Annotated in this window: 18 protein-coding genes; 7 read left to right on the forward strand and 11 right to left on the reverse strand. The window is 70.4% G+C overall.

Going from position 1 to position 22125, the window contains the following annotated elements; translation table 11 throughout:
* Nucleotides 1-357: 357 nt before the first annotated feature.
* Nucleotides 358-2655 carry a heavy metal translocating P-type ATPase gene (locus CP984_RS26295; RefSeq protein ID WP_003980133.1) on the reverse strand — a complete coding sequence of 766 codons (2298 nt, stop codon included), beginning with the start codon at nucleotides 2653-2655 and terminating at the stop codon, nucleotides 358-360.
* A gap of 5 nt (nucleotides 2656-2660) precedes the next feature.
* Nucleotides 2661-2957 carry a heavy-metal-associated domain-containing protein gene (locus CP984_RS26300; protein ID WP_003980132.1) on the reverse strand — a complete coding sequence of 99 codons (297 nt, stop codon included), beginning with the start codon at nucleotides 2955-2957 and terminating at the stop codon, nucleotides 2661-2663.
* Between the two features lie 472 nt (nucleotides 2958-3429).
* On the opposite strand from CP984_RS26300, the gene CP984_RS26305 reads away from it, so the two are divergent.
* The gene (locus CP984_RS26305; protein ID WP_030183017.1) at nucleotides 3430-4650 is read left to right on the forward strand and encodes a cation:proton antiporter; all 1221 of its coding nucleotides are present in this window, start codon (nucleotides 3430-3432) and stop codon (nucleotides 4648-4650) included.
* Nucleotides 4651-4674: 24 nt separating this feature from the next.
* On the opposite strand, the gene CP984_RS26310 is transcribed toward CP984_RS26305, so the two are convergent.
* The 8 genes from CP984_RS26310 to CP984_RS26345 all read right to left on the reverse strand — a co-directional run bounded on the left by CP984_RS26310 (nucleotide 4675) and on the right by CP984_RS26345 (nucleotide 13209).
* Nucleotides 4675-5490, reverse strand: coding sequence for a sulfite exporter TauE/SafE family protein (locus tag CP984_RS26310; RefSeq protein ID WP_003980130.1), 816 nt, complete (start codon nucleotides 5488-5490; stop codon nucleotides 4675-4677).
* Nucleotides 5487-6602, reverse strand: coding sequence for a Gfo/Idh/MocA family protein (locus CP984_RS26315; protein ID WP_003980129.1), 1116 nt, complete (start codon nucleotides 6600-6602; stop codon nucleotides 5487-5489). The genes CP984_RS26310 and CP984_RS26315 overlap by 4 nt, the downstream gene beginning before the upstream one ends.
* Before the next feature lie 333 nt (nucleotides 6603-6935).
* Nucleotides 6936-7886, reverse strand: a complete 951-nt coding sequence (locus tag CP984_RS26320) for a 2-dehydropantoate 2-reductase (protein ID WP_003980128.1) — start codon at nucleotides 7884-7886, stop codon at nucleotides 6936-6938.
* A 77-nt stretch (nucleotides 7887-7963) separates the two neighbouring features.
* Entirely contained in the window at nucleotides 7964-8167 is a 204-nt protein-coding gene (locus CP984_RS26325) for a helix-turn-helix transcriptional regulator (RefSeq protein ID WP_003980127.1), read from the reverse strand.
* Nucleotides 8168-8463: 296 nt separating this feature from the next.
* Nucleotides 8464-9987, reverse strand: coding sequence for a sugar porter family MFS transporter (locus CP984_RS26330; RefSeq protein WP_003980126.1), 1524 nt, complete (start codon nucleotides 9985-9987; stop codon nucleotides 8464-8466).
* Nucleotides 9984-10847: a sugar phosphate isomerase/epimerase family protein gene (locus CP984_RS26335; protein ID WP_003980125.1), complete on the reverse strand. Its 864-nt coding sequence runs from the start codon at nucleotides 10845-10847 to the stop codon at nucleotides 9984-9986. The genes CP984_RS26330 and CP984_RS26335 overlap by 4 nt, the downstream gene beginning before the upstream one ends.
* A gap of 388 nt (nucleotides 10848-11235) precedes the next feature.
* The gene (locus CP984_RS26340; RefSeq protein WP_003980124.1) at nucleotides 11236-12255 is read right to left on the reverse strand and encodes a Gfo/Idh/MocA family protein; all 1020 of its coding nucleotides are present in this window, start codon (nucleotides 12253-12255) and stop codon (nucleotides 11236-11238) included.
* A 33-nt stretch (nucleotides 12256-12288) separates the two neighbouring features.
* On the reverse strand, nucleotides 12289-13209 hold the full coding sequence (locus tag CP984_RS26345) for a sugar phosphate isomerase/epimerase family protein (protein WP_003980123.1): 921 nt from the start codon (nucleotides 13207-13209) through the stop codon (nucleotides 12289-12291).
* Between the two features lie 307 nt (nucleotides 13210-13516).
* Between CP984_RS26345 and iolC the strand changes: the two genes are divergently transcribed.
* The 6 genes from iolC to CP984_RS26375 all read left to right on the forward strand — a co-directional run bounded on the left by iolC (nucleotide 13517) and on the right by CP984_RS26375 (nucleotide 20711).
* A complete protein-coding gene (gene iolC, locus CP984_RS26350) occupies nucleotides 13517-14545 on the forward strand; it encodes a 5-dehydro-2-deoxygluconokinase (protein WP_003980122.1) in 1029 nt (342 codons plus the stop codon).
* 155 nt (nucleotides 14546-14700) lie between these two features.
* Entirely contained in the window at nucleotides 14701-15594 is an 894-nt protein-coding gene (locus tag CP984_RS26355) for a Cgl0159 family (beta/alpha)8-fold protein (RefSeq protein ID WP_003980121.1), read from the forward strand.
* 30 nt (nucleotides 15595-15624) lie between these two features.
* A complete protein-coding gene (gene iolB / locus CP984_RS26360; protein ID WP_003980120.1) occupies nucleotides 15625-16536 on the forward strand; it encodes a 5-deoxy-glucuronate isomerase in 912 nt (303 codons plus the stop codon).
* Nucleotides 16533-18443, forward strand: a complete 1911-nt coding sequence (gene iolD / locus CP984_RS26365) for a 3D-(3,5/4)-trihydroxycyclohexane-1,2-dione acylhydrolase (decyclizing) (protein WP_003980119.1) — start codon at nucleotides 16533-16535, stop codon at nucleotides 18441-18443. The genes iolB and iolD overlap by 4 nt, the downstream gene beginning before the upstream one ends.
* A gap of 90 nt (nucleotides 18444-18533) precedes the next feature.
* The gene (locus tag CP984_RS26370) at nucleotides 18534-20027 is read left to right on the forward strand and encodes a CoA-acylating methylmalonate-semialdehyde dehydrogenase (RefSeq protein WP_003980118.1); all 1494 of its coding nucleotides are present in this window, start codon (nucleotides 18534-18536) and stop codon (nucleotides 20025-20027) included.
* Between the two features lie 204 nt (nucleotides 20028-20231).
* Nucleotides 20232-20711, forward strand: coding sequence for a GNAT family N-acetyltransferase (locus CP984_RS26375; RefSeq protein ID WP_003980117.1), 480 nt, complete (start codon nucleotides 20232-20234; stop codon nucleotides 20709-20711).
* Between the two features lie 64 nt (nucleotides 20712-20775).
* On the opposite strand, the gene CP984_RS26380 is transcribed toward CP984_RS26375, so the two are convergent.
* Nucleotides 20776-22005, reverse strand: coding sequence for a styrene monooxygenase/indole monooxygenase family protein (locus CP984_RS26380; RefSeq protein WP_003980116.1), 1230 nt, complete (start codon nucleotides 22003-22005; stop codon nucleotides 20776-20778).
* Nucleotides 22006-22125: the final 120 nt, after the last annotated feature.

A 22125-nucleotide genomic window follows, 5' to 3' on the forward strand; every position in this document is an offset into this window, starting at 1 on the left:
ACGGGATCCGTCCGGGCGCTTCATGGTGGTACCGCGATCTGCCGGGACGCGCACGTACGGGAGGGCCGCTCAAAGCTCCCCGGGCACGTCGCCCCGGCCACGCGTTGCCGGGCAAAGTCCCCCAAGACCAGCCTGGCCGTTGCGGTGCAAGCCCCGCCGAGGTGCCTGCACCGTCCGGTTAGACTCGCGACCCCCCGCAATGGTTACGTTCCAATCGCTGTGATCTGGGTCTCTTGCCATAAGGGGGCGAATACGGTCAAGGGTCTCGATCTGGAGATCGAGACCCTTGAGTATGGGTGTTGTGTCAGATGTAGGGAAGTTGTGAAGGCGAAAAATTTTGCCGCCGCCTACATTTCGTCACCGGAAGCGCCGCAACCTGAGGCTGTTACTGACCACGAAGACCGAGGAGAAGGCCATAGCCGCCCCCGCGATCATCGGATTGAGCAGCCCGGCCGCCGCGAGCGGCACCGCCGCGACGTTGTAGCCGAAGGCCCAGAAGAGATTTCCTTTGATCGTGGCGAGCGTCCGGCGGGCCAGCCGGATGGCGTCGGCCGCGACCCGCAGGTCACCGCGTACGAGGGTGAGGTCTCCGGCCTCCATGGCGGCGTCCGTACCGGTCCCCATCGCCAGCCCCAGGTCCGCGGCGGCCAGGGCGGCGGCATCGTTGACGCCGTCGCCGACCATCGCCACGCTGCGGCCTTCGCCCCGCAGCCGCTCGACGACCGCGACCTTGTCCTCCGGCAGCACTTCCGCGATCACCTCGTCGATGTCGACCTCCGCCGCCACCGCATCGGCCACCGCTTTGTTGTCCCCTGTCAGCAGTACGGGAGAAAGCCCCAGCGCGCGCAGCCGGCGGACCGCCTCGGCGCTGCCCTCCTTGACGGTGTCGGCGACCGACAGCAGGCCGCGTGGCTGCCCGTCCCAGGCGACGAGCACCGCCGTCCGCCCCGCTGCTTCAGCGGCGTCCCTGGCGGCGGCCAGCGCCTCGGGCAGGCCTCCGGCCGTAAAAGTTTCCTCGGTCTCCTGGCGCAGCAGCCGCTCGCGCCCGACGAGGACGCTGTGGCCGTCCACCACGCCCCGTACGCCCAGACCCGCTACGTTCTCGAAGTTCTCCGGCTCCGGCAGCTCGCGCAAGCGCTCGCGGGCCCCTTCCGCGATGGCACGCGCGATCGGGTGCTCCGACGAGTGCTCCAGCGCGCCTGCCAGCCGAAGCAGATCCTCCTCGGCGACGCCCGGTGCCGGTACGGCCTCGTACAGGCTCATCCGGCCGGTGGTCACCGTGCCGGTCTTGTCCAGCACGACGGTATCGATGCGGCGAGTCGACTCCAGGACCTCAGGACCCTTGATCAGAATGCCGAGCTGCGCGCCGCGGCCCGTACCGACCATCAAGGCGGTCGGCGTCGCGAGACCGAGCGCGCAAGGACAAGCAATGATCAGTACGGCGACGGCGGCCGTGAAGGACGCGGTCGCATCGCCGGTCGCCAGCAGCCACCCGGCCAGCGTGCCGGCCGCGATCACCAGCACGACGGGCACGAACACGGCCGAGACCCGGTCGGCGAGCCGCTGCACACTGGCCTTGCCGCTCTGCGCCGCCTCGACCAGCGCGGCCATCCGCGCCAGCTGCGTGTCGCCGCCGACCCGGGACGCCTCGATCACCAACCGGCCGCTGGTGTTCACCGTCGCGCCCGTCACATCGTCACCGGGAGCCACGTCGACCGGCACCGATTCGCCGGTCAGCATCGAAGCGTCCACCGCGGCTCGGCCTTCGACGACCGTGCCGTCCGTGGCGATCTTCTCACCGGGGCGTACGACGAACCGGTCGCCGACAGCCAGCTGCTCCACGGGCACGCGGACCTCGCGCCCGTCCCGCAGCACCGCCACGTCCTTCGCGCCCAGCTCCAGCAGCGCTCGCAGCGCGGCGCCCGCCTTCCGCTTGGAACGGGCCTCCAGGTAACGGCCGAGCAGCAGGAATGCCGTCACACCGGCCGCGGCCTCCAGGTAGATGGCGGAGGAACCTTCGGTACGGGCCACGGTGAGGTCGAAACCGTGCCGCATACCGGGGCCACCCGCGTCGCCGAAGAACAGCGCCCACAGCGACCAGCCGAAGGCGGCGAGCGTGCCGAGGGAGACCAGAGTGTCCATCGTGGCGGCGCCGTGCCGTAGATTCGTCCAGGTGGCCCGGTGGAAGGGGAACGCGCCCCAGACCACGACGGGCGCGGCCAGCGTCAGGCACAGCCACTGCCAGTTGTCGAACTGGAAGGAGGGCACCATCGACAGCAGGACGACGGGAACGGCCAGGACCACGGATACGGTCAGCCGCTGGCGTAGCCCGGCCAACTCCCGGTCGTGGTCATCAGCGCCGTTCTCGGTGTCGGCTCTGTCGACGGCTTCGGGCGCGTTAGCGGGTGCTGTTCTCGCAGGCTCGGCCGGCGTCGGCCGCTGTGCCGTGTAGCCCGTCTTCTCGACCGTCGCGATCAGGTCGTCCACGGACACCCCGTCGCCGTACTCGACCCGCGCCTTCTCGGTGGCGAAGTTCACGGTGGCGCTGACACCCGGCAACCGGTTCAGCTTCTTCTCCACGCGCGCCGCGCACGAGGCGCAGGTCATGCCGCCGATGGCGAGCTCGACCCGCGCCTGCGTGGTCGTACCGGTCATCGGACTCAGGCCGCCAGACCGTCGAGTTCGTAGCCCGCCTCGTCGACCGCCGCGCGTACGGCCGACTCGTCCAGCGGCGCCTTGGAAACGACGGTCACCAGACCGGTGGAGGCGGACGCCTGAACCGAGTGCACGCCCGGGATCTCCGAGATCTCGGAGGAGACGGCGCCTTCGCAGTGGCCACAGGTCATGCCGCTGACCTTGTACGTGGTGGTGACGTCGCCGACCTGGACGTCGGCGGCCCCCGAGTGGCAGGTGCCCTCGGAGGAGCAGCAGGAGCCGTTGGTCGCTTCGGCAGTCATGGGTTTCTCCTTGTTGCGTGTGATCGCCGTGCTCGAAGTGTTCGCCATCAGGCGCGTATGGCGTAGGAAGACCGGGAACCGGAGGGTTTTCCGGTGCTTCCTGATGTCCACAACTCTATACCCCTAGGGGGTATGGATGCCAGGTGTTCGCTCTTGTCGCGTCGCTGGGCGTGCCGTCGTGCGTCGACCTTGAGGTATCGGCATCGGGGGAGGGCTGCGGACCGGCTCTTCCTGTGCGTGACAGTCGTCGTGCTCGCCTCTCCTGTACCTGGTTGCACGGCGCTTCGCCGGTCCCGTACGGTCCTGGATGCTCCGGCGGATGCCGCATCAAGTGCTCCTGTAGTGGGCATTCGCGCAGATGAGACGGCACGGAGCGTCGCTCGTAATGGTCTGCGGGGGACGCCGAAAGGGTGCCGGGGGCAGTGACCCGCAGGACGGGAATGCGCTGCCCGTTATGGTAGAAAAGCGGCTTATGTCGCAGTCTGCAACGCTCGTATTGATCATGGCGATCGCCGTGGCCGCCCCGCTCCTGGCATACGGCCTCGGCCGCTGGCTGCCCGTACCACTGGTCATCTTCGAGATCGTGCTGGGCATTCTGATCGGCCCGGACGTCCTCGGCTGGGCGCACCCGGGAGAAGCCGTCAACGTCCTGTCCGATCTCGGGCTCGCCACCTTGATGTTCATCGCCGGGTACGAGATCGAGTTCGCCAAGGTGCGCGGCGACACCCTCAAGCGCGCCGGCTACGCCTGGATCGTCGCGCTCGCCCTCGGCCTGGCCATCGCCTTCGGCTTCGCCGCCGGCGACATCACCAAGGCGATCGTCGTCGGTACCGCGCTCACCAGTACGGCCCTCGGTACCGTGCTGCCCGTCCTGCGTGACTCCGGGGACCTGGGCACCCGCTTCGGCTCGGTGATGATGGCCACCGGCGCGGTCGGCGAGTTCGGACCGATCATCGCGATGGCGCTGCTGCTCAGCGGCCGCAACCCCGGCGAATCGGCCATCCTGCTCTTCGCCTTCGCGCTGCTGACCGCCGGAGCCGTCTATTGGGCCCTGAAGCCCAGCCCGATGTGGTTCTACCGGATCATCGCGCGCACCCTGCACAGCAGCGGCCAGTTCGCCATCCGGCTGTTCGTCCTGCTGCTGGCCGTCATGCTCGGCATTTCCCAGGTGTTCGGGCTGGACATCCTGCTGGGCGCGTTCGCGGCCGGGATCATCATGCGGCTGGTGCTGCACGAGGCGGCGCCGGACAGCAGTCAGGAAATCCTCGGAAGGCTGGAGGCGATGGGCTTCGGCTTTCTGGTGCCGGTGTTCTTCATCGTCACCGGCGTCGAGTTCGACCTGTCGTCCCTCTTCGAGAACGGCAGCTCGCTTCTGCTCCTGCCGCTCTTCCTCGCTCTCCTGCTGGTCGTACGCGGGCTCCCGCTCGTCCTGCTCGCGCCCCGCGACCTGGGCCGCAAGGACCGCGCCGCGCTGATGCTGTACGGGTCGACGGCGCTGCCCCTGGTCGTCGCGATCACGACGATCGGCCGGGACAGCGGCGTACTCGACGCGGGGGAGGCGGCGGCCATGGTGGGCGCCGCGATGATCTCCGTACTGGTCTTCCCGTTGGTGGCGATGCGGTTGCGAGCCGGAGCGGAGGGGCTGGCGCCGCTGCCGGAGGGGCCGCGGGAAGGCGCGTCGGAGTCCTGGTGAGCGGCCGCGGTCGCCTTCCGTGCCTCACCGCAGCAGGTTGACGCTGGACAGCGTGGTGAAGACGAGCACCAGACGCTCGAAGAGCGCCTGGTCGATACGGTTAACAGCGGCCCGCCCGAGAAACGCGCCGACGGGTACGGCCAGTACGAGCAGAGCGTCCAGCACCAGCGCGTTCCTATCGATCAGCCCGAGTCCTACGCTGAACGGCAGCTTGACCAGATTGACGATCAGGAAGAACCACGCGGCCGTTCCCAGGAAACCGAGCATCGTGAATCCGGCGGAGAGCAGGTAGAGCGACATGGCGGGGCCGCCGGCGTTGGCGACCATCGTGGCGAAACCGGCGACCAGCCCGAAAGCCAGGGCGCGACCGTGCTGTGTGCGAGCGGTGGGGGCACCGGGCGAGGCCGTGCCGCACTCCGTATCCGTACGGCCCTTCGGCGCGCCCGTTGTATCCGATCCGCCGCTCGCCGTACGCGTCCTCCGGCGCTGCCACAGGTAGTGCGCAACGATCGTCAGCAAAAGTACGCCGATGGTGCGACGCATGACTGCGTCATCGACGCGGGCCACGAACACCGCGCCCAGCAACACGCCCGCGGCCACCGACGGCAGCAGGCGGAGCAGCGCGGGCCAGTCGGCGTGGCGTCGGTAAGCGCTTACTGCCAGCACGTCGCCCACGAGAAGCAGCGGCAGCAGTGCACCCGTGGACTGCTTTGCGGGCAGTACGGCTGCGAAGAGGGCGACGCTGATGGCGCCGACGCCGCTGACGGCCATCTTGGAGACGCCGACGAGCAGAGCGGCCGCCACCAGCGCGCCGATTTGGAGGATGCCCGGGTCGGTCACGCGCCAGGGGCAGGGGCGCGGACGGCGTCCGAAGCGCGCAACGTATCCGCGGGGCGCGCGGTGCCTGAAGGGCGCGTGGTTCCGGCGTCGTACGTACCGGCTTCTCCTGCGGCAGCGCGTACGTCCGCGACCCGGACCGGCTCGCCGGTGCGACGGGAGCGGTCGCACGCCTCGGCGATGTACAGCGCCTCCAGCGCCTCGGCGGGCGAACACGGGCTGTCCGCGCGGCCGGCGGCCACGTCCACGAAGGCACCCAGTTCGGTGACATACGCGTCGTGGAAGCGCTCCATGAACGTCGTGTACGGGGCGGACCGCTGCCAGGAGACGTGCGGTTCGGCGCTCGGCAGCGGGGCCCGGTCGTCGAGCCCGACGATCCGCGCGCCCTTGGAGCCGCAAACCTCCAGGCGGACATCGTGACCCGCGCCGTTGTAGCGGGTGGCGGTGACGGTGGCCAGCGTGTCGTCGTCGAAGCGCAGCAGCGCGGCGCAGGTGTCCACGTCGTCGCCGTCGGCGAAGAACGACGCGCCCCGGTTGGCGCCCTGGGCGTACACGGAGACGACTTCGCGGCCGGTGAGCCAGCGCAGGATGTCGAAGTCGTGAATGCTGCAGTCGCGGAAGAGCCCGCCGGAGGTGGGGATGTAGACCGCGGGTGGCGGCGACTGGTCGCTGGTGCAGGCGCGCAGCGTGTGGATCCAGCCGAGGTCGCCGGACCGCAGTGCCTCCCTGGCCGCTTGGTAGCCGCGGTCGAAGCGCCGCTGGAATCCGATCTGTACGGGGACGGAACCGGCCTCGGCCCGTTCCACGACGGCGACCGTGCCGGGCACGTCCAAGGCCACCGGCTTCTCGCAGAAGACCGGCACCCCGGCATCCAGTGCCTGGTGGATCAGCTCTGCATGCGCACTGGTCGCAGCGGTGATCACGACGCCGTCCAAGCCGTCCGCGTACATCTGGGGGAGCGTTTCGGCGGCCTCGACGCCGAGCGTGTCCGCGAGGACACGGGCGCGGGCGGCGTCGGCATCGGCGACGACGATGCGGTCCACGCCGGGGACGGACTTCAGTGTCTCGGCGTGGAACGCTCCGATGCGTCCGGTGCCGATCAGGCCGATCTTCATGTGCCAACTCCTGTCGTCTGGGGCGAGGGGGCGGGGGGCCGGAGCGTTTCGAGGAGGCGCGGAGAGGGCGATGGAACGTTTCGGCGCCTGTGCGGCGGGCGGGCGCGCGCGAGGCGGTGTCACATCGCGGTCCGAGAACGCGGCGCGGTCACAACAACACTTTCCAGCCTCGCCGCAGACTGTATGTCAGGACGTATGGATGTCAATACTTATTGGCAGGGTAGGCCGGAGACGGGCGGGTATGCAGGCGGCTGGAGGCGTGTCGCGGCGAGCCCGTGGCGTATGCACCCGGGCTTGGTCTTGTGCGGTTGGTCTTGTGCGGTTGGGGTTGGGCTACGGGTTGGTGAGCCGGGCGGTGTCCGCGTCCTTGGCGGCACGGATGTCGCGGTCGACGGCGCGTAGGAGGGTGAGGAGCATGCCGTTGAGGGGTGTGGGAATTCCGTGGCGTTCTCCGGCGCGTACCACCGCACCCGTGATGTGTTCGTGCTCCAGAGGACGGCCGGCCAGGCGGTCGTAGAGCATGGACGAGCCGCCGTCCGGCGGAACCAGTCCGTACATTTCCAGTACGCGGTCGATGTCGGCGTCGCCGATATCCGCGCCCTCGGCCCGTGCCACGGTGGCGGCTTCGCGCAGGATGTCGCGGGTGAGGGTGGCCATACCGGGATCGGCGAAGATGCCCATGCGCTGCTGGAGGAGGGCGGTGAGCGGGTTGGCGGCGAGGTTGGTGAACAGCTTCCGCCAGGCGGTCGTCGTGAAGTCCGGTACGGCTATGACCTTGAGGCGGTCCGTGCTGAGCAGATCGGCGAGGCGGGCAGCCGTCGGGCCGTCGGGGACGTGGATCTCGTTGCCCGCGTAATGCCGGACGTGGCCGGGAGCGGTGCACTCGGCCGATGCGTAGATGACCGCGGGCAGGATGTTCGTACCGTCGGGGGCGTGCGGGGCGGTGCGTTCGGTGTGGTCGATGCCGTTCTGGAGGGCGACGACGACCGTGCCGGGGTGGCAGAGCCGGTGCAGCCAGCCGGAGGTGCCGGCGGTGTCCTGGGCCTTGGTGGTCAGGAAGACCCAGTCGGCGGGCCCGGCCGTTTCCGGATCGGTGGCGAAGCGTACGGCGGCGTCGAGGACTTCGCCGTCCGTTTCGAGCGTGAGCCGGTTCAGCGGAGTGCGCAGGCACAGGGTGACGTCGTGTCCGGCCCGGTCGGCGAGCGTCGCCACGAAGCCGCCGATCGCGCCACCGCCGATCACGGCGATGCGGTGGGGCGTGGCCGGTGCGGGTATCGGTGGCATGCATCGAGCCTAAGTGGTCGGGTGGCGGTTGCGGAGGCCCCGCGCACCGGCTGCGCGGGGCCCGGTAGGAGGCGGTGTCAGTCCTTGTCGCGGCGCCCGCCGTGGCCGGGGCGCTGGGCGACCCAGGTGCGGATGGTGTCGGCGAACCAGTACGGTCTTCCGCCTTCCACCAGGTCAGGTTGCGGCAGAAGTCCGTGCTTGCGGTAGGAGCGCACGGTGTCCGGCTGGACCCTGATGTGTGCGGCGATCTCCTTGTACGACCAGAGTCTGCGGTCGGTCATAGGTCTTGCACCTCCCTCAGCCGCCCGCAGCGACGGCCGGAGAGCCGATGGAAGAACTGCGCGCGGTCTGGTGATCACTCAGCCTGTGCCCGGTGAACGACTCTGAGTGAGCAAGGGCGAGGGGCTGTTGATCGGCTGTGACGGAAGACCCGCGTAACGGTGACAGCTGTGACGTTCGGGGCATCACTGTCACGAAGTGAGGAAGGTGAAGGAGGTGGGAAGAGAGAGGGCGGGGGTAGGAGGTACGGGGGTGTGAGAGCGGATACGGGCCGCCGGCCACCGGCCGTCTTCGGGCTTCAAGCTTCCGCTCCCGCGGCCGTCTTCCGCAGTTCGTGTTCGAGGTCCTCCAGAGCCATGCCCTTGGTCTCCGGGGCGTAGCGCTTGCAGAAGAGCAGGGACAGGACGCACATCAGGCCGAAGACCCAGAACGTAACGCCGGCGCCCACAGCGTCGAGGAGGACGGGGAAGACCAGCGCCACGGTGAAGTTGACCAGCCACATCACGAACACCGCGGCGCCCATGGCCAGGCCGCGTACCTTGAGCGGAAACATTTCTGCAAGCAGGAGCCAGACACCCGTGTTCAAGGTGGCCTGCATGAAGCCCATGTACAGGACCATCAGAGCGAGGACGAGGTAGCTGACGCCGGTGGACTTCGGGAGGTGGAAGGAAGCACCCAGCAAGGCCAGTGAGACGGTCATCCCGGAAAGGCCGGTGAGCAGCATCGGTCGTCGTCCGACCTTGTCGATCAGCGACATCCCGATCGCGGTCGCGATGACGGAGATGGCGCCCACCGCGATGGTGGCGGTGATCGCTGCGTTGGTGCCCAGACCCGTGGACTGGAGGATCTTGGGCGCGAAGTAGATGACGGCGTTGACGCCGGTGATCTGCTGGACGATCGCCAGCCCGACACCGATGAGGAGAATGCGCCGCACCCAAGGAGTACGCAGTTCCTGCCAGGCGCCGCGCTGTGCCTCGGCCTCCAGCGCACGCGCTTGATTGATACGGCCCAGCTCCCCGTCGACCTCGTCGGCGGGCAGCGTGCGCCGCAGCACGTGCGCGGCCTGTTCCGTACGGCCCTTGCTGATGTACCAGCGCGGTGTGTCGGGCAGGAAGAAAAGCCCGATGAACAGGGCGACAGCGGGCAGCGCCGCCAGGCCGAGCATCCAGCGCCAGGCTTCCCACTGGGCGAGGACTGCGTTGATGAGGTACGCCAGCAGCTGGCCGCTGACGATCATCAGCGAGTTGAAGGAGACCAGCCGGCCGCGGATGTGCGGTGGTGCTATCTCCGAGAGGTACAACGGCGTGATCACCGAGGCGCTGCCCACCGCCAGGCCCAGGGCGAAGCGCGCCACGACCATGAAGGGGACGGTGGGCGCGAGCGCCACCGCCAGGGCGCCGCCGATGAACACCGCGCCCGCCCACAGCAGGGAGTTGCGCCGGCCCAGCACGTCCGACATCCGCCCGCCGGCCAGCGACCCGAAGGCCGCGCCGATCAGCAGGGCGCTGGTGATGACGCCCTCGCCGAGCGAGCTGAGGCCGAAGTGCCGCTCCATGTAGGGGAGCGCGCCGGAGACGACCCCGGTGTCGTAGCCGAACAGGGCTCCTCCGAGCGCGGCGATGGCGGCGATGGCGAGGATGAAGCGTTTGGCGTTCCGGCCGGGGGAGGGGGCGGAGGACGGCGGGGAAACGGCGTGGGCGGCGGACGTAGATGTGCGGACATTTGCGTTGCCTTGCGCGGCCGATCGCGTGGCGTCGGGCCCGCCCGTCTCGCCTGCTCCGTCCGCGGGGGTCGCCGATCTGGTCGGTGCGGCCATCGTCATCGGCTCCAGTTCTTCTTGACGTACGCGTCGATCTGCTCGCGCATGAAGCGGGCCGACTCCTTCGCGCGCTCCTCCCATGCGAACACGGAGGAGACGAGAGTGCCGTCGAAGCCGTTGGCGGCCAGTTCGCGGAAGAGCTCGTCGAAGTCCACCTCGCCCTGTCCGATGTCCAGGTGCTGGTGAATGCGTACGGCCGAGCCGGGAGGGTTGACGATGTAGCGCAGGCCGGAGGAGGCGGTGTGGTCGAAGGTGTCGGCGAGGTGGACCGCGGTGGTCAGTCCGCCGGCGTGCCTGAGGATGCCCGGGGCGTCGTCGCCCTGATGGAAGGTGTGCGGCGCGCAGTACAGGAAGGACACCAGCGGGGAGTTGATGCCGCGGATCAGGTCGACCGCGGTGTGCCCGTCCTCGATGAAGTCGTCCGGATGCGGTTCGAGCGCGAGCGTGATGCCCTCGCGCTCGAAGAGCGGCAACAGTTCCTCCAGCGACCGCCAGAACTGGCCCTCGCTGCGGTCCGCCTTCTCCGGACGCCCGTTGAACTCCGAGTTCATGGCGTTCACGCCGAGGTCGGCGGTGATCTGGATGGCGCGCTTCCAGTAGCGGACGGCGGCCTGCCGCTCGTCCTCGTCCGGGGAGGACCACTTGTACAGGGGGAGTACGGAGGAGATGCCGACGCCCGCCGCGGACAGCTCCCTGCGGAATCTGCGGACGGTGGCGTCGTCGATGCGCGGGTGCAGGAAGAACGGGTTCACGTCGTCGCGTGGTGACAGCTCGATCCACTCGTAACCCAGCTCGGCCACCAGGGCGGGAAGTTCGAGCAGCGGTACGTCGCGGAACATGTACGGGTCGAGAGCGATCTTCACGAGGGGGAGACCTTTCGAAGGGAGCCTGCCGAGGGGGACTTGTCGGGGAGGACTTGTCGAGGGGAGATCGTTCGAGTGAAGGCGCGGCCCGCAGGACGGGCCCGCAACGGGGCCGGAACATGACCGGCGTCCCAGCTCAAAACGGCCGGACGGCAGCCCGGACACCGGCCATGTCGCAAAGGCGACACACCGGCCGTAACACAGCACGGCGCGATGGCAGGAAGACAGCACGGCGCACCGACAGGAAGACGAGCCCGCGCGCCAGCCGGAACAAGAGCCGACACTCCAGCCGCCACGCGGCACGGCTCATCGACCCTGACAGGAATCGGAACACACCCGCGGCAGCAGCCCCAGCCGCCGCGGACTAAGCAATAAGTCCGCCGTCGCCTCAGCGGTACAGCGCGGGCCGCTCCACCAGCTCGACCTCGACGCGCTCGCCGGTGGCCTGGGCCCGTACGCCCGCTTCGCACACCGCGGCCGCCGCGTAGCCGTCCCAGCAGCTGGGGCCCTCGACCTCGCCGCGTCGCGTGGCGTCCACCCAGCGCTGCACCTGCCGGTCGTACGCCTCCTCGAAGCGCTCCACGAAGCCCGGGGTGATCGAGCCGCCCCATTTGCCGGCCGCGTTGATGAACACGCCGTGGTCGTCGCCGATCCGGGCGGTGCCGCCTTCGCAGACGGCCTCGCAGCCGACCTGGTAGCCGAAGCCGCAGTTGACGAACAGCTCGGTGTCCACGATCTGCCCGGCCGCGGTCTCGAAGAGGATCAACTGCGGGTCGCTCAGGCCCTCGGGCGCGTGGCCGCTGGGGGCCGGGCGCAGCACGCGTACGGCGGTGATCTCCTCGTCCAGCAGCCAGCGCGTCACGTCGATCTCGTGGACGACCGAGTCGTGGATCATCATGGCGTTGGTGAAGCCGGGCGGCGTGTCGGCGTTGCGGTGCTTGTTGTGCAGCATCAGGGGCCGGCCGTACGCGCCCTGGTCGAGCAGGGCCTTGAGTTTGAGGTAGTCGGCGTCGTACCGGCGCATGAAGCCGACCTGCACCCGGCGGCGCCCGAGCCGCTGTTCGGCCTCCAGGACGCGCAGCGCGGAGGCCGGGTCGGGAGTAAGCGGTTTCTCGCACAGCACCGGAAGGTCGCGCGCGAACGCCGCGAGCAGGGCTTCCTCGTGGGCCGCGCCCGGCGAGGCGATCAGTACGGCGTCGACGCTCGGGTCCGCCATGGCGGCGGCCGGGTCGGTGTGGGGTGTACAGCCCTCGATGCCGTCGGCGACGCGTTTGGCCCGGTCCGCGTCGATGTCGACGACGGCCGCCACCCGCGCGCCGCTGATGACGTCGTTGAGGCGGCGCACGTGGTCGGCGCCCATGCGGCCGGTGCCGACGACCGCGACGACGAGCGTTGCGTACTGGCTCATGTGGCAGAACTCCTTGCTCCGTACGGGAGGTTCTCAGGCGCCGCAGGAGCGCAGGAAGCGGCGGGTGCGCCGGGCGATCGGCAGGGGCTGGTCGGCGGGGCAGGGGTACATGTCCTGCTCGACGATGGCGAAGAGGTCCACGTCCAGTTCCTGGGCGGCCTCCAGGACGGGCGGCAGCGCGGGCACGCCGAGCGGCGGCTCGCACATCACGCCCTGCCGGACCGCGGGCCCGAAGGGCGTGCCCTTCGCGACGACGTCGGCGAGGATGTCCGGGTCGACCTGCTTGAGGTGGAGGTAGCCGATCCGTTCGCCGTAGGTCTTGATGAGCTTGACGTTGTCGCCGCCGCAGTACGCGTAGTGCCCGGTGTCCAGGCACAGGTTGACCAGGGAAGCGTCGGTCCCGTCGAGGAAGCGCTCGACGTGTTCCTCGGTGTCGATGTGGGTGTCGGCGTGCGGGTGCACGACGATGTCGAGGCCGAACTCCTCGCGTACCTGCTTGCCCAGCCGTTCCATGCCGCTGTTCAGGTGGTGCCACTGCTCGGTGGTCAGCTCGCGCGGCTCCAGTTCCTCGGCGGTCTTGTCGTCGCGCCAGAAGGAGGGGATGACCACGAGGTGCTTGGCGTTCATCGCCCGGGTGAGGGTGGCGACCTCGCTGACGTGCGCCCAGGTCTTGTCCCATACGTCCGGTCCGTGGTGCAGCGAGGTGAAGATGGTGCCGGCCGAGACCTTCAGGTCGCGTTCGCCGAGCTCCGCGTGGAGGACGGCGGGGTCGGTGGGCAGGTAGCCGTACGGGCCGAGTTCGATCCACTCGTACTGGGCCTCGGCGACCTCGTCGAGGAAGCGCCGCCAGGGGACTTGTTGGTCGTCGTCGGGAAACCAGACTCCCCAGGAGTCGGGGGCCGATCCGATGCGCAGGCGGTCGAGGACGCGCGGGACGGCATGGGGAACGGACATGCTGCGGCTCTCCTTTCGCCGGTCGACGGTGACCGGGAAGGCGCGGGGCTGGGTTGTGGGGCACAGCCTCCATCCCGGTCAGAGGAGTGTCAAGACTTCGTCCTGACATAAGGACTTAAGGACTTTGTAACTCGGGAGTAGGGCGGAGGGGTGTGTGTGGGTGACGGCGGGACGTGATGTTGCCGGACCGCTTTCAACGTCAGAATGTAAGGACAAAGTATTGACAGTGCCTCGCAAGCCCGGTTAGACCTGTGGTCAGCGACGAACCGAAGGGGCCCACATGAGCGAGCCGCGGCAGGCCGGAGAAATGGGACGGGCCGACGAGGCCGTAATGTCCGGTCATTTGGCCGGCCCGTACGACCTGATCACCCTCGGCCGTATCGGTGTGGACATCTATCCGCTGCAGACCGGCGTTCCGCTGGCCCGGGTCGAGACGTTCGGGAAGTTCCTCGGCGGCTCGGCCACCAACGTCGCGGTCGCCGCCGCCCGGCTGGGGCGGCGCACCGCCGTCATCAGCCGCACCGGCCGCGATCCGTTCGGCGACTACGTCCACGAGGCGCTGCGCGACTTCGGGGTGGACGACCGCTGGGTGACGCCCGTTGAGGAGTACCCGACGCCCGTCACCTTCTGCGAGATCTTCCCGCCGGACGACTTCCCGCTCTACTTCTACCGCCGCCCCAAGGCCCCCGACCTGGTCATCCATCCCGAGGAGCTGGACCGCGACGCCGTACGGGCCGCCCGCATCTTCTGGATGACCGGCACCGGCCTGTGCGAAGAACCCAGCCGCGGCGCCACCCTCGCCGCTTTGGAAGCCCGCGCCAAATCGGGCATCACCGTCTTCGATCTGGACTGGCGGCCGATGTTCTGGGGTGGTGAAGGCGGCGCGTCCGGCGACGGCGGTGCCACCGGGGCCGCCGCGATGGCCGCGGCCCGCCCGTACTACGAGGCCGCGCTCGCGCACGCGACCGTCGCCGTCGGCAACGTCGACGAGGCCGAGGTCGCCACCGGCGTCCGCGAACCGAAGCGGTGCGCGCAGGCGCTGCTCGACATGGGTGTCGAACTGGCCGTCATCAAGCAGGGGCCGAAGGGCGTGCTGGCCGTGCACCGCGACGGCCGCACCGCCGAGGTGCCGCCCACCCCCGTAGAGGTCGTCAACGGCCTGGGCGCCGGTGACGCTTTCGGGGGCGCGCTCTGTCACGGGCTGCTGTCCGGTTGGGAGCTGGAGCCGATGATGCGGTACGCCAACGCCGCAGGCGCGATCGTCGCCTCGCGGCTGGCCTGTTCGTCCGCCATGCCGACGCGCGACGAGGTCGAGGAATTCCTCGCCGCGCGCTGAGCGCCGGGTGCGGACCGCCGTACGCCCACCCCGGTGCCACAGGAGAAATTCGCGCCGATGTCACCGCGCACCCGCCCCGCCCGCCGAGTGCCCGACCGGGCGCCCCGCCCGGCGGCGCCCGTACGAACCCGTCCCACCAGAAGGTGAGAACCGCCTTGACCACTCGGATCTCCGACATCGTGACGCTGCGGGCCCGGCACCCGGAAGCCGTCGCACAGGCCGCGGCGCGCCGTACCCGCCGCCCCCTGATCGGCGACAGCGGCCGCCTGATGATCGTGGCGGCCGACCATCCGGCGCGCGGCGCGCTCGCCGTCGGCGACCGCGCACTGGCCATGGCCAACCGCGTCGACCTGCTGGAACGGTTGTGCCTGGCACTGTCGCGCCCCGGTGTGGACGGCGTGCTCGCCACCGCCGACATCCTGGAGGACCTGCTTCTGCTCGGCGCCCTCGAAGGCAAGGTCGTGATGGGCTCGATGAACCGGGGCGGTATCGCCGGTGCCTCCTTCGAGATGGACGACCGGTTCACCGGCCACCGCCCGCAGGACATCGCCCGGCTCCGCTTCGACGCCGGCAAACTGCTGCTCCGTATCGACTACGAGGACGCCGGCTCGCTGGCCACCCTGGAGGCCACGGCGCGCGCCATCGACGCCATGGCGGAGCGGGAACTGCCCACCTTCGTGGAGCCGTTCCTCTCGCGCCGGGTGGACGGAAAGGTCGTCAACGACCTGAGCGCGGAGGCCGTCACGAAATCCGTGGCCATCGCCTCCGGGCTGGGCGGCACCTCCGCGTACACCTGGCTGAAGCTGCCGGTGACCGACGATCCCGACGCCATGGCGCAGGTCTGCGAGACCTCGACGCTGCCGACGGTGCTGCTCGGCGGCGACATCAAGGGCACGGCGGCGGACCAGGAAGCGGCGTACGAGAAGTGGCGCAAGGCGCTGCGGCTGCCGACCGTACAGGGATTGGTGGCGGGGCGGTCGCTGCTCTATCCCGCCGACGGGGACGTGACGGCGGCCGTGGACACCGCCGTGTCATTGCTCCAGCGGTGACTGTCAGTGGTCAGGAGGAGACTTACGAGCATGACGAACGAGCTGAGGAACACCACCGACTTCCACCTCAAGGCCGGTGCCGCGGCCGACGGGCCGTACGAACTGGTCATCGCGCCGGAGACGGCGGGCTGGGGCTATTCGTCCCTGCGCGTGCTGCGGCTGCCACCCGGCGGGAGCCACACCTTCGAAACCGGCGACAGCGAGTGGATCGTGCTGCCGCTGAGCGGCGGCTGTACGGTCACTGCCGACGGCGGCGCACCCTTCGAACTGGCCGGGCGCAAGGACGTGTTCAGCGGGGTCACGGATTTCGCGTACGTACCGAGAGACGCCGAGGTGGAGATCGGCAGCGCGGCCGGCGGCCGGTTCGCGCTGACCGGCGCCCGCTGCACGCGCCGGCTGCCCGCCCGCTACGGCCCCGCGAGCGAGGTGCCCGTGGAACTGCGCGGTACGGGCTCCTGCTCGCGCCAGGTCAACAACTTCGGCGCGGCCGGCGTCTTCGAGTGCGACAAGCTCATCGCCGTCGAAGTGCTCACGCCCGGCGGCAACTGGTCCTCGTATCCGCCTCATAAACACGACGAGTGCCGGCCCGGTGAGGAGAGCGAGCTGGAGGAGATCTACTACTTCGAGATCGCCTCAGCGCACGGCACCGAAGGGCTCGGCTACCAGCGCGTGTCGCCGTCCGGCAACGGCCGCGGCACGGACGTCCTCGCCGAAGTCCGCAGCGGCGACGCCGTCCTGATCCCCGACGGCTGGCACGGCCCGTCCGTCGCCGCGCCGGGACACGCCATGTACTACCTCAACGTGATGGCGGGGCCGGGCGAGGAGCGCGCCTGGCTGATCTGCGACCACCCCGACCACGGCTGGATCCGCGGCACCTGGCCCGACCAGCCCGTGGACCCCCGTCTGCCCCTCTACGAAGCCCCCGCGGGAGACCCACGATGACCACTCGACGCCGCACCGTGGCGCAGGCCCTGGTCGAGTTCCTGGCCCACCAGTACACGGAGCGGGACGGCGCCGCGGCCCCCGGCGGCCAGGACGGCGCGCCCGTCCGGCACCGCCTGATCAACGCCTGCTGGGGCATCTTCGGGCACGGCAACGTGGCCGGCATCGGCCAGGCCCTCCTGGAGTCGGGCCCGGACACGATGCCCTACCTCCAGGGCCGCAACGAGCAGGCCATGGTGCACGCCGCCGTGGGTTACGCCCGGCAGTGCGACCGCCTGTCCGCACACGCCGTCACGACCTCCATCGGCCCCGGCGCCACCAACCTCGTCACCGGGGCCGCTCTGGCCACGGTCAACCGCCTCCCGGTCCTGCTCCTGCCCGGCGACACCTTCGCCACCCGCCCCGCCGACCCCGTGCTCCAGCAGCTCGAAGTCCCGTATGCCGGAGACGTGTCGGTCAACGACGCCCTGCGCCCGGTCTCCCGCTACTTCGACCGGATCACCCGCCCCGAAGCGCTGATCCCGGCCGCCCTCCAGGCCATGCGGGTGCTCGCCGACCCCGTGGAGACCGGCGCCGTGACGCTCGCGCTGCCGCAGGACGTCCAGGCCGAGGCGTACGACTGGCCCGAGGAGTTCTTCGCCGACCGCGTGTGGCGGGTGCCCCGTCCGGCACCCGACGCCGCCGCGCTCGCCGATGCCGTACGGGCGGTACGGGCCGCCGAGCGGCCACTGATCATCGCGGGCGGCGGTGTCCACCACAGCGGGGCGGAGGACGCGCTGCGCGCCCTTGCCGACGCCACCGGCATCCCCGTCGCCTCCACCCAGGCCGGCAAGGGCTCACTGCGCCACGACCACCCCGCCGACGTGGGCGGCATCGGCCACACCGGCACGGCCACGGCCGACGCGCTGGCCCGCCGCGCCGACCTCGTTCTCGGCGTCGGCACCCGCTACACGGACTTCACCACCGCTTCCGCCACCCTCTTCGCCGCCCCCGGCGTCCGCTTCGTCAACCTGAACATCGCCTCCTTCGACGCCCACAAGCTCGCCGCCACCTCGCTCGTCGCCGACGCCCGCGCCGGACTGCAAGCGCTTACCGAGGCCCTGTCCGGACACCGCGTCGCACCGGCCTACGAGGAGGAGTACGCCGCCGCCAAGTCCCGCTGGGAATCCCTCGTCGACGCCGCCTACGCCGCGCCCGACGACTCCGTACGCCCCTCCCAGACCCAGGTCCTCGGCGCGCTGGACGCCACCGTCGGCGAGCAGGACGTGATCATCAACGCGGCCGGCTCGCTCCCCGGCGACCTGCACAAACTGTGGCGGGCCCGCTCCCGCCGCCAGTACCACCTGGAGTACGGCTACTCCTGCATGGGCTATGAAATCCCCGCCGCCATCGGCGTCCGCCTGGCCGCGCCGGACCGCCCCGTATGGGCCCTGGTCGGTGACGGCACGTACCTGATGATGCCCACCGAGATCGTCACCGCGGTCCAGGAAGGCATCAACATCAATGTGGTGCTGCTCCAGAACCACGGCTACGCCTCCATCGGCGGCCTCTCCGAGCAGACCGGCGGCGAGCGCTTCGGCACGGCGTACCGCTACCGCGCCGCCGACGGCACGTATACGGGCGAACCACTGCCCGTGGACCTCGCCGCCAACGCCGCGTCCCTCGGCATGCACGTCATCCGCGCCGCGACCGTCGGCGAACTGCGCGCCGCGCTCGCGACGGCCCGCGCCGACGAGCGCCCCACATGTGTCTATGTCGAGACCGCAACGGCCGACACTGTGCCGGGCGCGCCCGGCGCCCAGGCCTGGTGGGATGTTCCTGTGGCCGAGACGGCGACGCGTCCGGCGGCGGTCGAGGCCCGCAAGGAGTACGACCGGCACGCCGCCGAGCGCCGCCGCCACCTCTGACACCGCGCGTCACAACCCACGACCCGCAGCCGACCGAACCGCCTCCCGACCAGCCCTCCGCCCACCGTCCTCCCTGAGAAAGGCCCCCGCATGAAGACCATCAACCACTGGATCGGCGGCAAGCCCGTCGAGGGTCTCTCCGGCTCCTTCGGGCCGGTCTACAACCCCGCGACCGGCGCCCAGGAGAAGCGGGTCGCCTTCGCCTCCGTGGACGAGGTGGACGCCGCCGTGGCCGCCGCCAAGGAGGCGTACCGCACCTGGGGCAGCAGCTCGCTGGCCAAGCGCACGGCCGTACTGTTCGCCTACCGCGAGCTGATCGACGCGCACCGCGAGGAGCTGGCCGCGCTGATCACCGCCGAGCACGGCAAGGTGCACAGCGACGCGCTGGGCGAGGTCGCCCGCGGCCTGGAGATCGTCGAGCTGGCCTGCGGCATCCCGCAGCAGCTCAAGGGCGAGCTGTCCACGCAGGTCTCCACCCGCGTGGACGTGGCCGCCATCCGCCAGTCCCTCGGCGTGGTCGCCGGCATCACGCCGTTCAACTTCCCGGCGATGGTACCGATGTGGATGTTCCCGCTGGCCGTCGCCTGCGGCAACACCTTCGTCCTCAAGCCCAGCGAGAAGGTGCCGTCCGCCGCCCTGAAGCTCGCCGAGCTGGCGGCCGAGGCGGGCCTGCCGGACGGCGTGCTGAACATCGTCAACGGCGACAAGGTCGCGGTGGACCGCATCCTGGAGCACCCGGACATCGCCGCGGTCTCCTTCGTCGGCTCCACCCCCATCGCCCGCTACATCCACACCACGGGCACGGCCAACGGCAAGCGCGTCCAGGCCCTCGGCGGCGCCAAGAACCACATGCTGGTGCTGCCGGACGCCGACCTGGACCTTGCGGCGGACTCCGCGATCAACGCCGCGTACGGCTCGGCGGGCGAGCGCTGCATGGCGATCTCCGTCGTGGTGACCGTCGGCGACACCGCCGATCCGCTGATCGAGAAGATCAAGGAGCGGGCCGCGGCGCTGACCATCGGCCCCGGCGACGACCCGTCCTCCGAGATGGGCCCGCTCATCACCAAGGCGCACCGCGACAAGGTCGCCTCCTACGTGACCGGCGCCGCGGCCCAGGGCGCGGACGTGGTGATCGACGGTACGGACTTCACCGTCCCCGGCCACGAGAACGGCCACTGGATCGGCGTCTCGCTGCTCGACAACGTCACGCCCCAGATGGACGCCTACCGCGACGAGATCTTCGGCCCGGTGCTGTCCGTCGTCCGCGTGGAGACGTACGACGAGGCGATCTCGCTGATGAACTCCTCGCCGTGGGGCAACGGCACCGCCATCTTCACCCGGGACGGCGGCGCGGCCCGCCGCTTCCAGCTGGAGGTCGAGGCGGGCATGGTCGGCGTGAACGTGCCGATCCCGGTGCCGGTGGGCTACCACTCCTTCGGCGGCTGGAAGGACTCGCTCTTCGGCGACCACCACATCTACGGCAACGACGGCATTCACTTCTACACCCGCGGCAAGGTCGTCACCACGCGCTGGCCCGACCCTTCCGACGGCGGTATCAACCTGGGCTTCCCCAGCAACCACTGACACCGGCGGCACCCGGCGGCCCGCGCGAGCGGACGGGCCGCCGGGCGGCGGGACCTCCGGCGGCGCACCGTTCCCGGTGGTCCCGGAAAACCCGTCGTCATACCGGGGAACCGTTCGGGCCGGATGGCGCATGATGCTGCGTATGAATGATGAACAACAGCCCACGGGGGCCGTGAAGATGCTCTGTGCCGTGGCGGGTGCGCCATGACCGCGGCACCGGTCATCCGCCACGCGGTGCGTACGGATCTGGCGGAGGTGGCCGCGCTCGCCGCGGAGCACGCCGCGTACGAACGGGCCGCGCCGCCCGCCGTCGACCTGGAGGACCGGCTCGCGGAAGCGCTCTTCGGCACGCGCCAGCCGTGGCTGCGCTGCCTGGTCGCCGAACTGTCCGGCGGCGAACTCGCCGGGTACGCCACCTGCGCCACGGCCTTCGACACCTGGCAGGGCCGCGAATACCTGCACCTGGACTGCCTCTACCTGCGTGCCGAGCACCGCGGCCTCGGGCTGGGCGCCCTGCTCGTCGAGGCGGTCATCGCCGAGGGCAAGGTGCTGGGCGTGGCGGAGATGCAGTGGAACACGCCCGACTGGAACGCCGGAGCGATCCGCTTCTACGACCGGTTCGGCGCGACGCGTAAGGACAAGAAACGTTTCACTCTGGCGCTGGAGCCGAGCGGCAGGAACTGAGGAGGCAGGTGTCCGGCCCCCCGACCGGACACGGGCCACCCGTACGAAGAGGGTGACGGCGCCGTCAGCTGCCGGCGGTGGCCAGATAAGCGTCCGCGTCGGCCGCCGTCATCAGCCAGCCGTGGTAATCCGCCGGATCGGCATAGCCGTTGACGAAGCGGTGCGCCACGGCGGGGTGTTCGGCGGCGGCCGCCAGCAGGCGGTGGATGTGCTGCGGCGGCGGCTCCAGCATCAGGTTGGTGAATTCGGTGACCTGCCGGGCATGCCGCCAGAACACGGCGAAGGCCGCGCGCATCCACTCCGGGTCGAAGGGCGCGCCGCCCCGCTCCAGGATCGCCTCCAGATAGGCGGCCGCGCTGCGGGCGGCGTTGTTCGAGCCCTGGCCGGTGATCGGATCGTTGGTGACGACCGTGTCGGCCATCCCCAGGACGTACGTGCCCGGCGCGACCTCGGCGACCGGATGCCGGACCGTCGGTGTGATCGCGCCGTACAGGGTCGCGCCCGCGTCCGTGGGCACGGCGTCCTTGCACAGCTCGTACTCGCCCGGCGCGTGGGTGCGCAGCAGATCGAGCGCCCGGGCCACGCAGCCGCCCGGCGACGGCTGGTCGTGCCAGCAGTCGAACGGCCCGCCGGGCAGCGCCTCGAACAGCACGATGTCGCACGGCCCGCCCGTCGTCAGCGCCGGCATGACGAACACCTCGCCCGCCCCGGCCACCACGTTCGTCCGCACCTGAGGGTCCGGGTGGTCGGCGGGCGCCGCGACGCCGCGCACGTAGACGCAGGCGAGGGTGCGCTGCGGGCGGTCGAAGGGGCAGTACAGCGGGTTGCGCGCGAAGAGCCGGGTGAGGTCGCCGCGGCCGGAGGCGACGATCGTCAGGTCGTGGCCGGCGGCGAGCGCGGGCAGGGTGTCGGAGGAGACCGGGCCGTACCGGACGCGGCCGCCCCTGGCCTCGTACAGACCGAGCCAGCCGGCCATCTTCACCCGCTGGTCGACGGAGTGCGGCGGTTCGTCGAAGCGCCCGGTGAACGTCAGCGCGGCTTTTCCGGGCGGGTCCCACACCGTGACCCGCAGCGAGGTCGCGCCGGGTGCGGTGGCGTCCCAGAGGTTGAGTCCGGCGGCCCGTTCCAGGCGGCGCGCCGGGCCGAACATCATCTGTGACGACATCACCCGCCCCGCGCGGACCTGCTGTGCCGTACGGTCGGTGAGCAACGTGACGTCGTAGTCCGCGGCCAGAAGCGCCAGGGCGAGATGCAGCCCCGCTTGGCCCGCGCCGACGATGGCGATCCTGCGCATGGCGCCTCCCCGGGGCCGAACCGGCCCACCCCACATCGTCTTTTGTAGCGGCGGGTTTGTGCGGTGTACAGAGGGCCACGGGGCGCACGGGCGCGTTGCGCGTACTGCGGGCGCGGTATG

The organism is Streptomyces rimosus (assembly GCF_008704655.1).
Classification (GTDB): Bacteria; Actinomycetota; Actinomycetes; order Streptomycetales; family Streptomycetaceae; genus Streptomyces; species Streptomyces rimosus.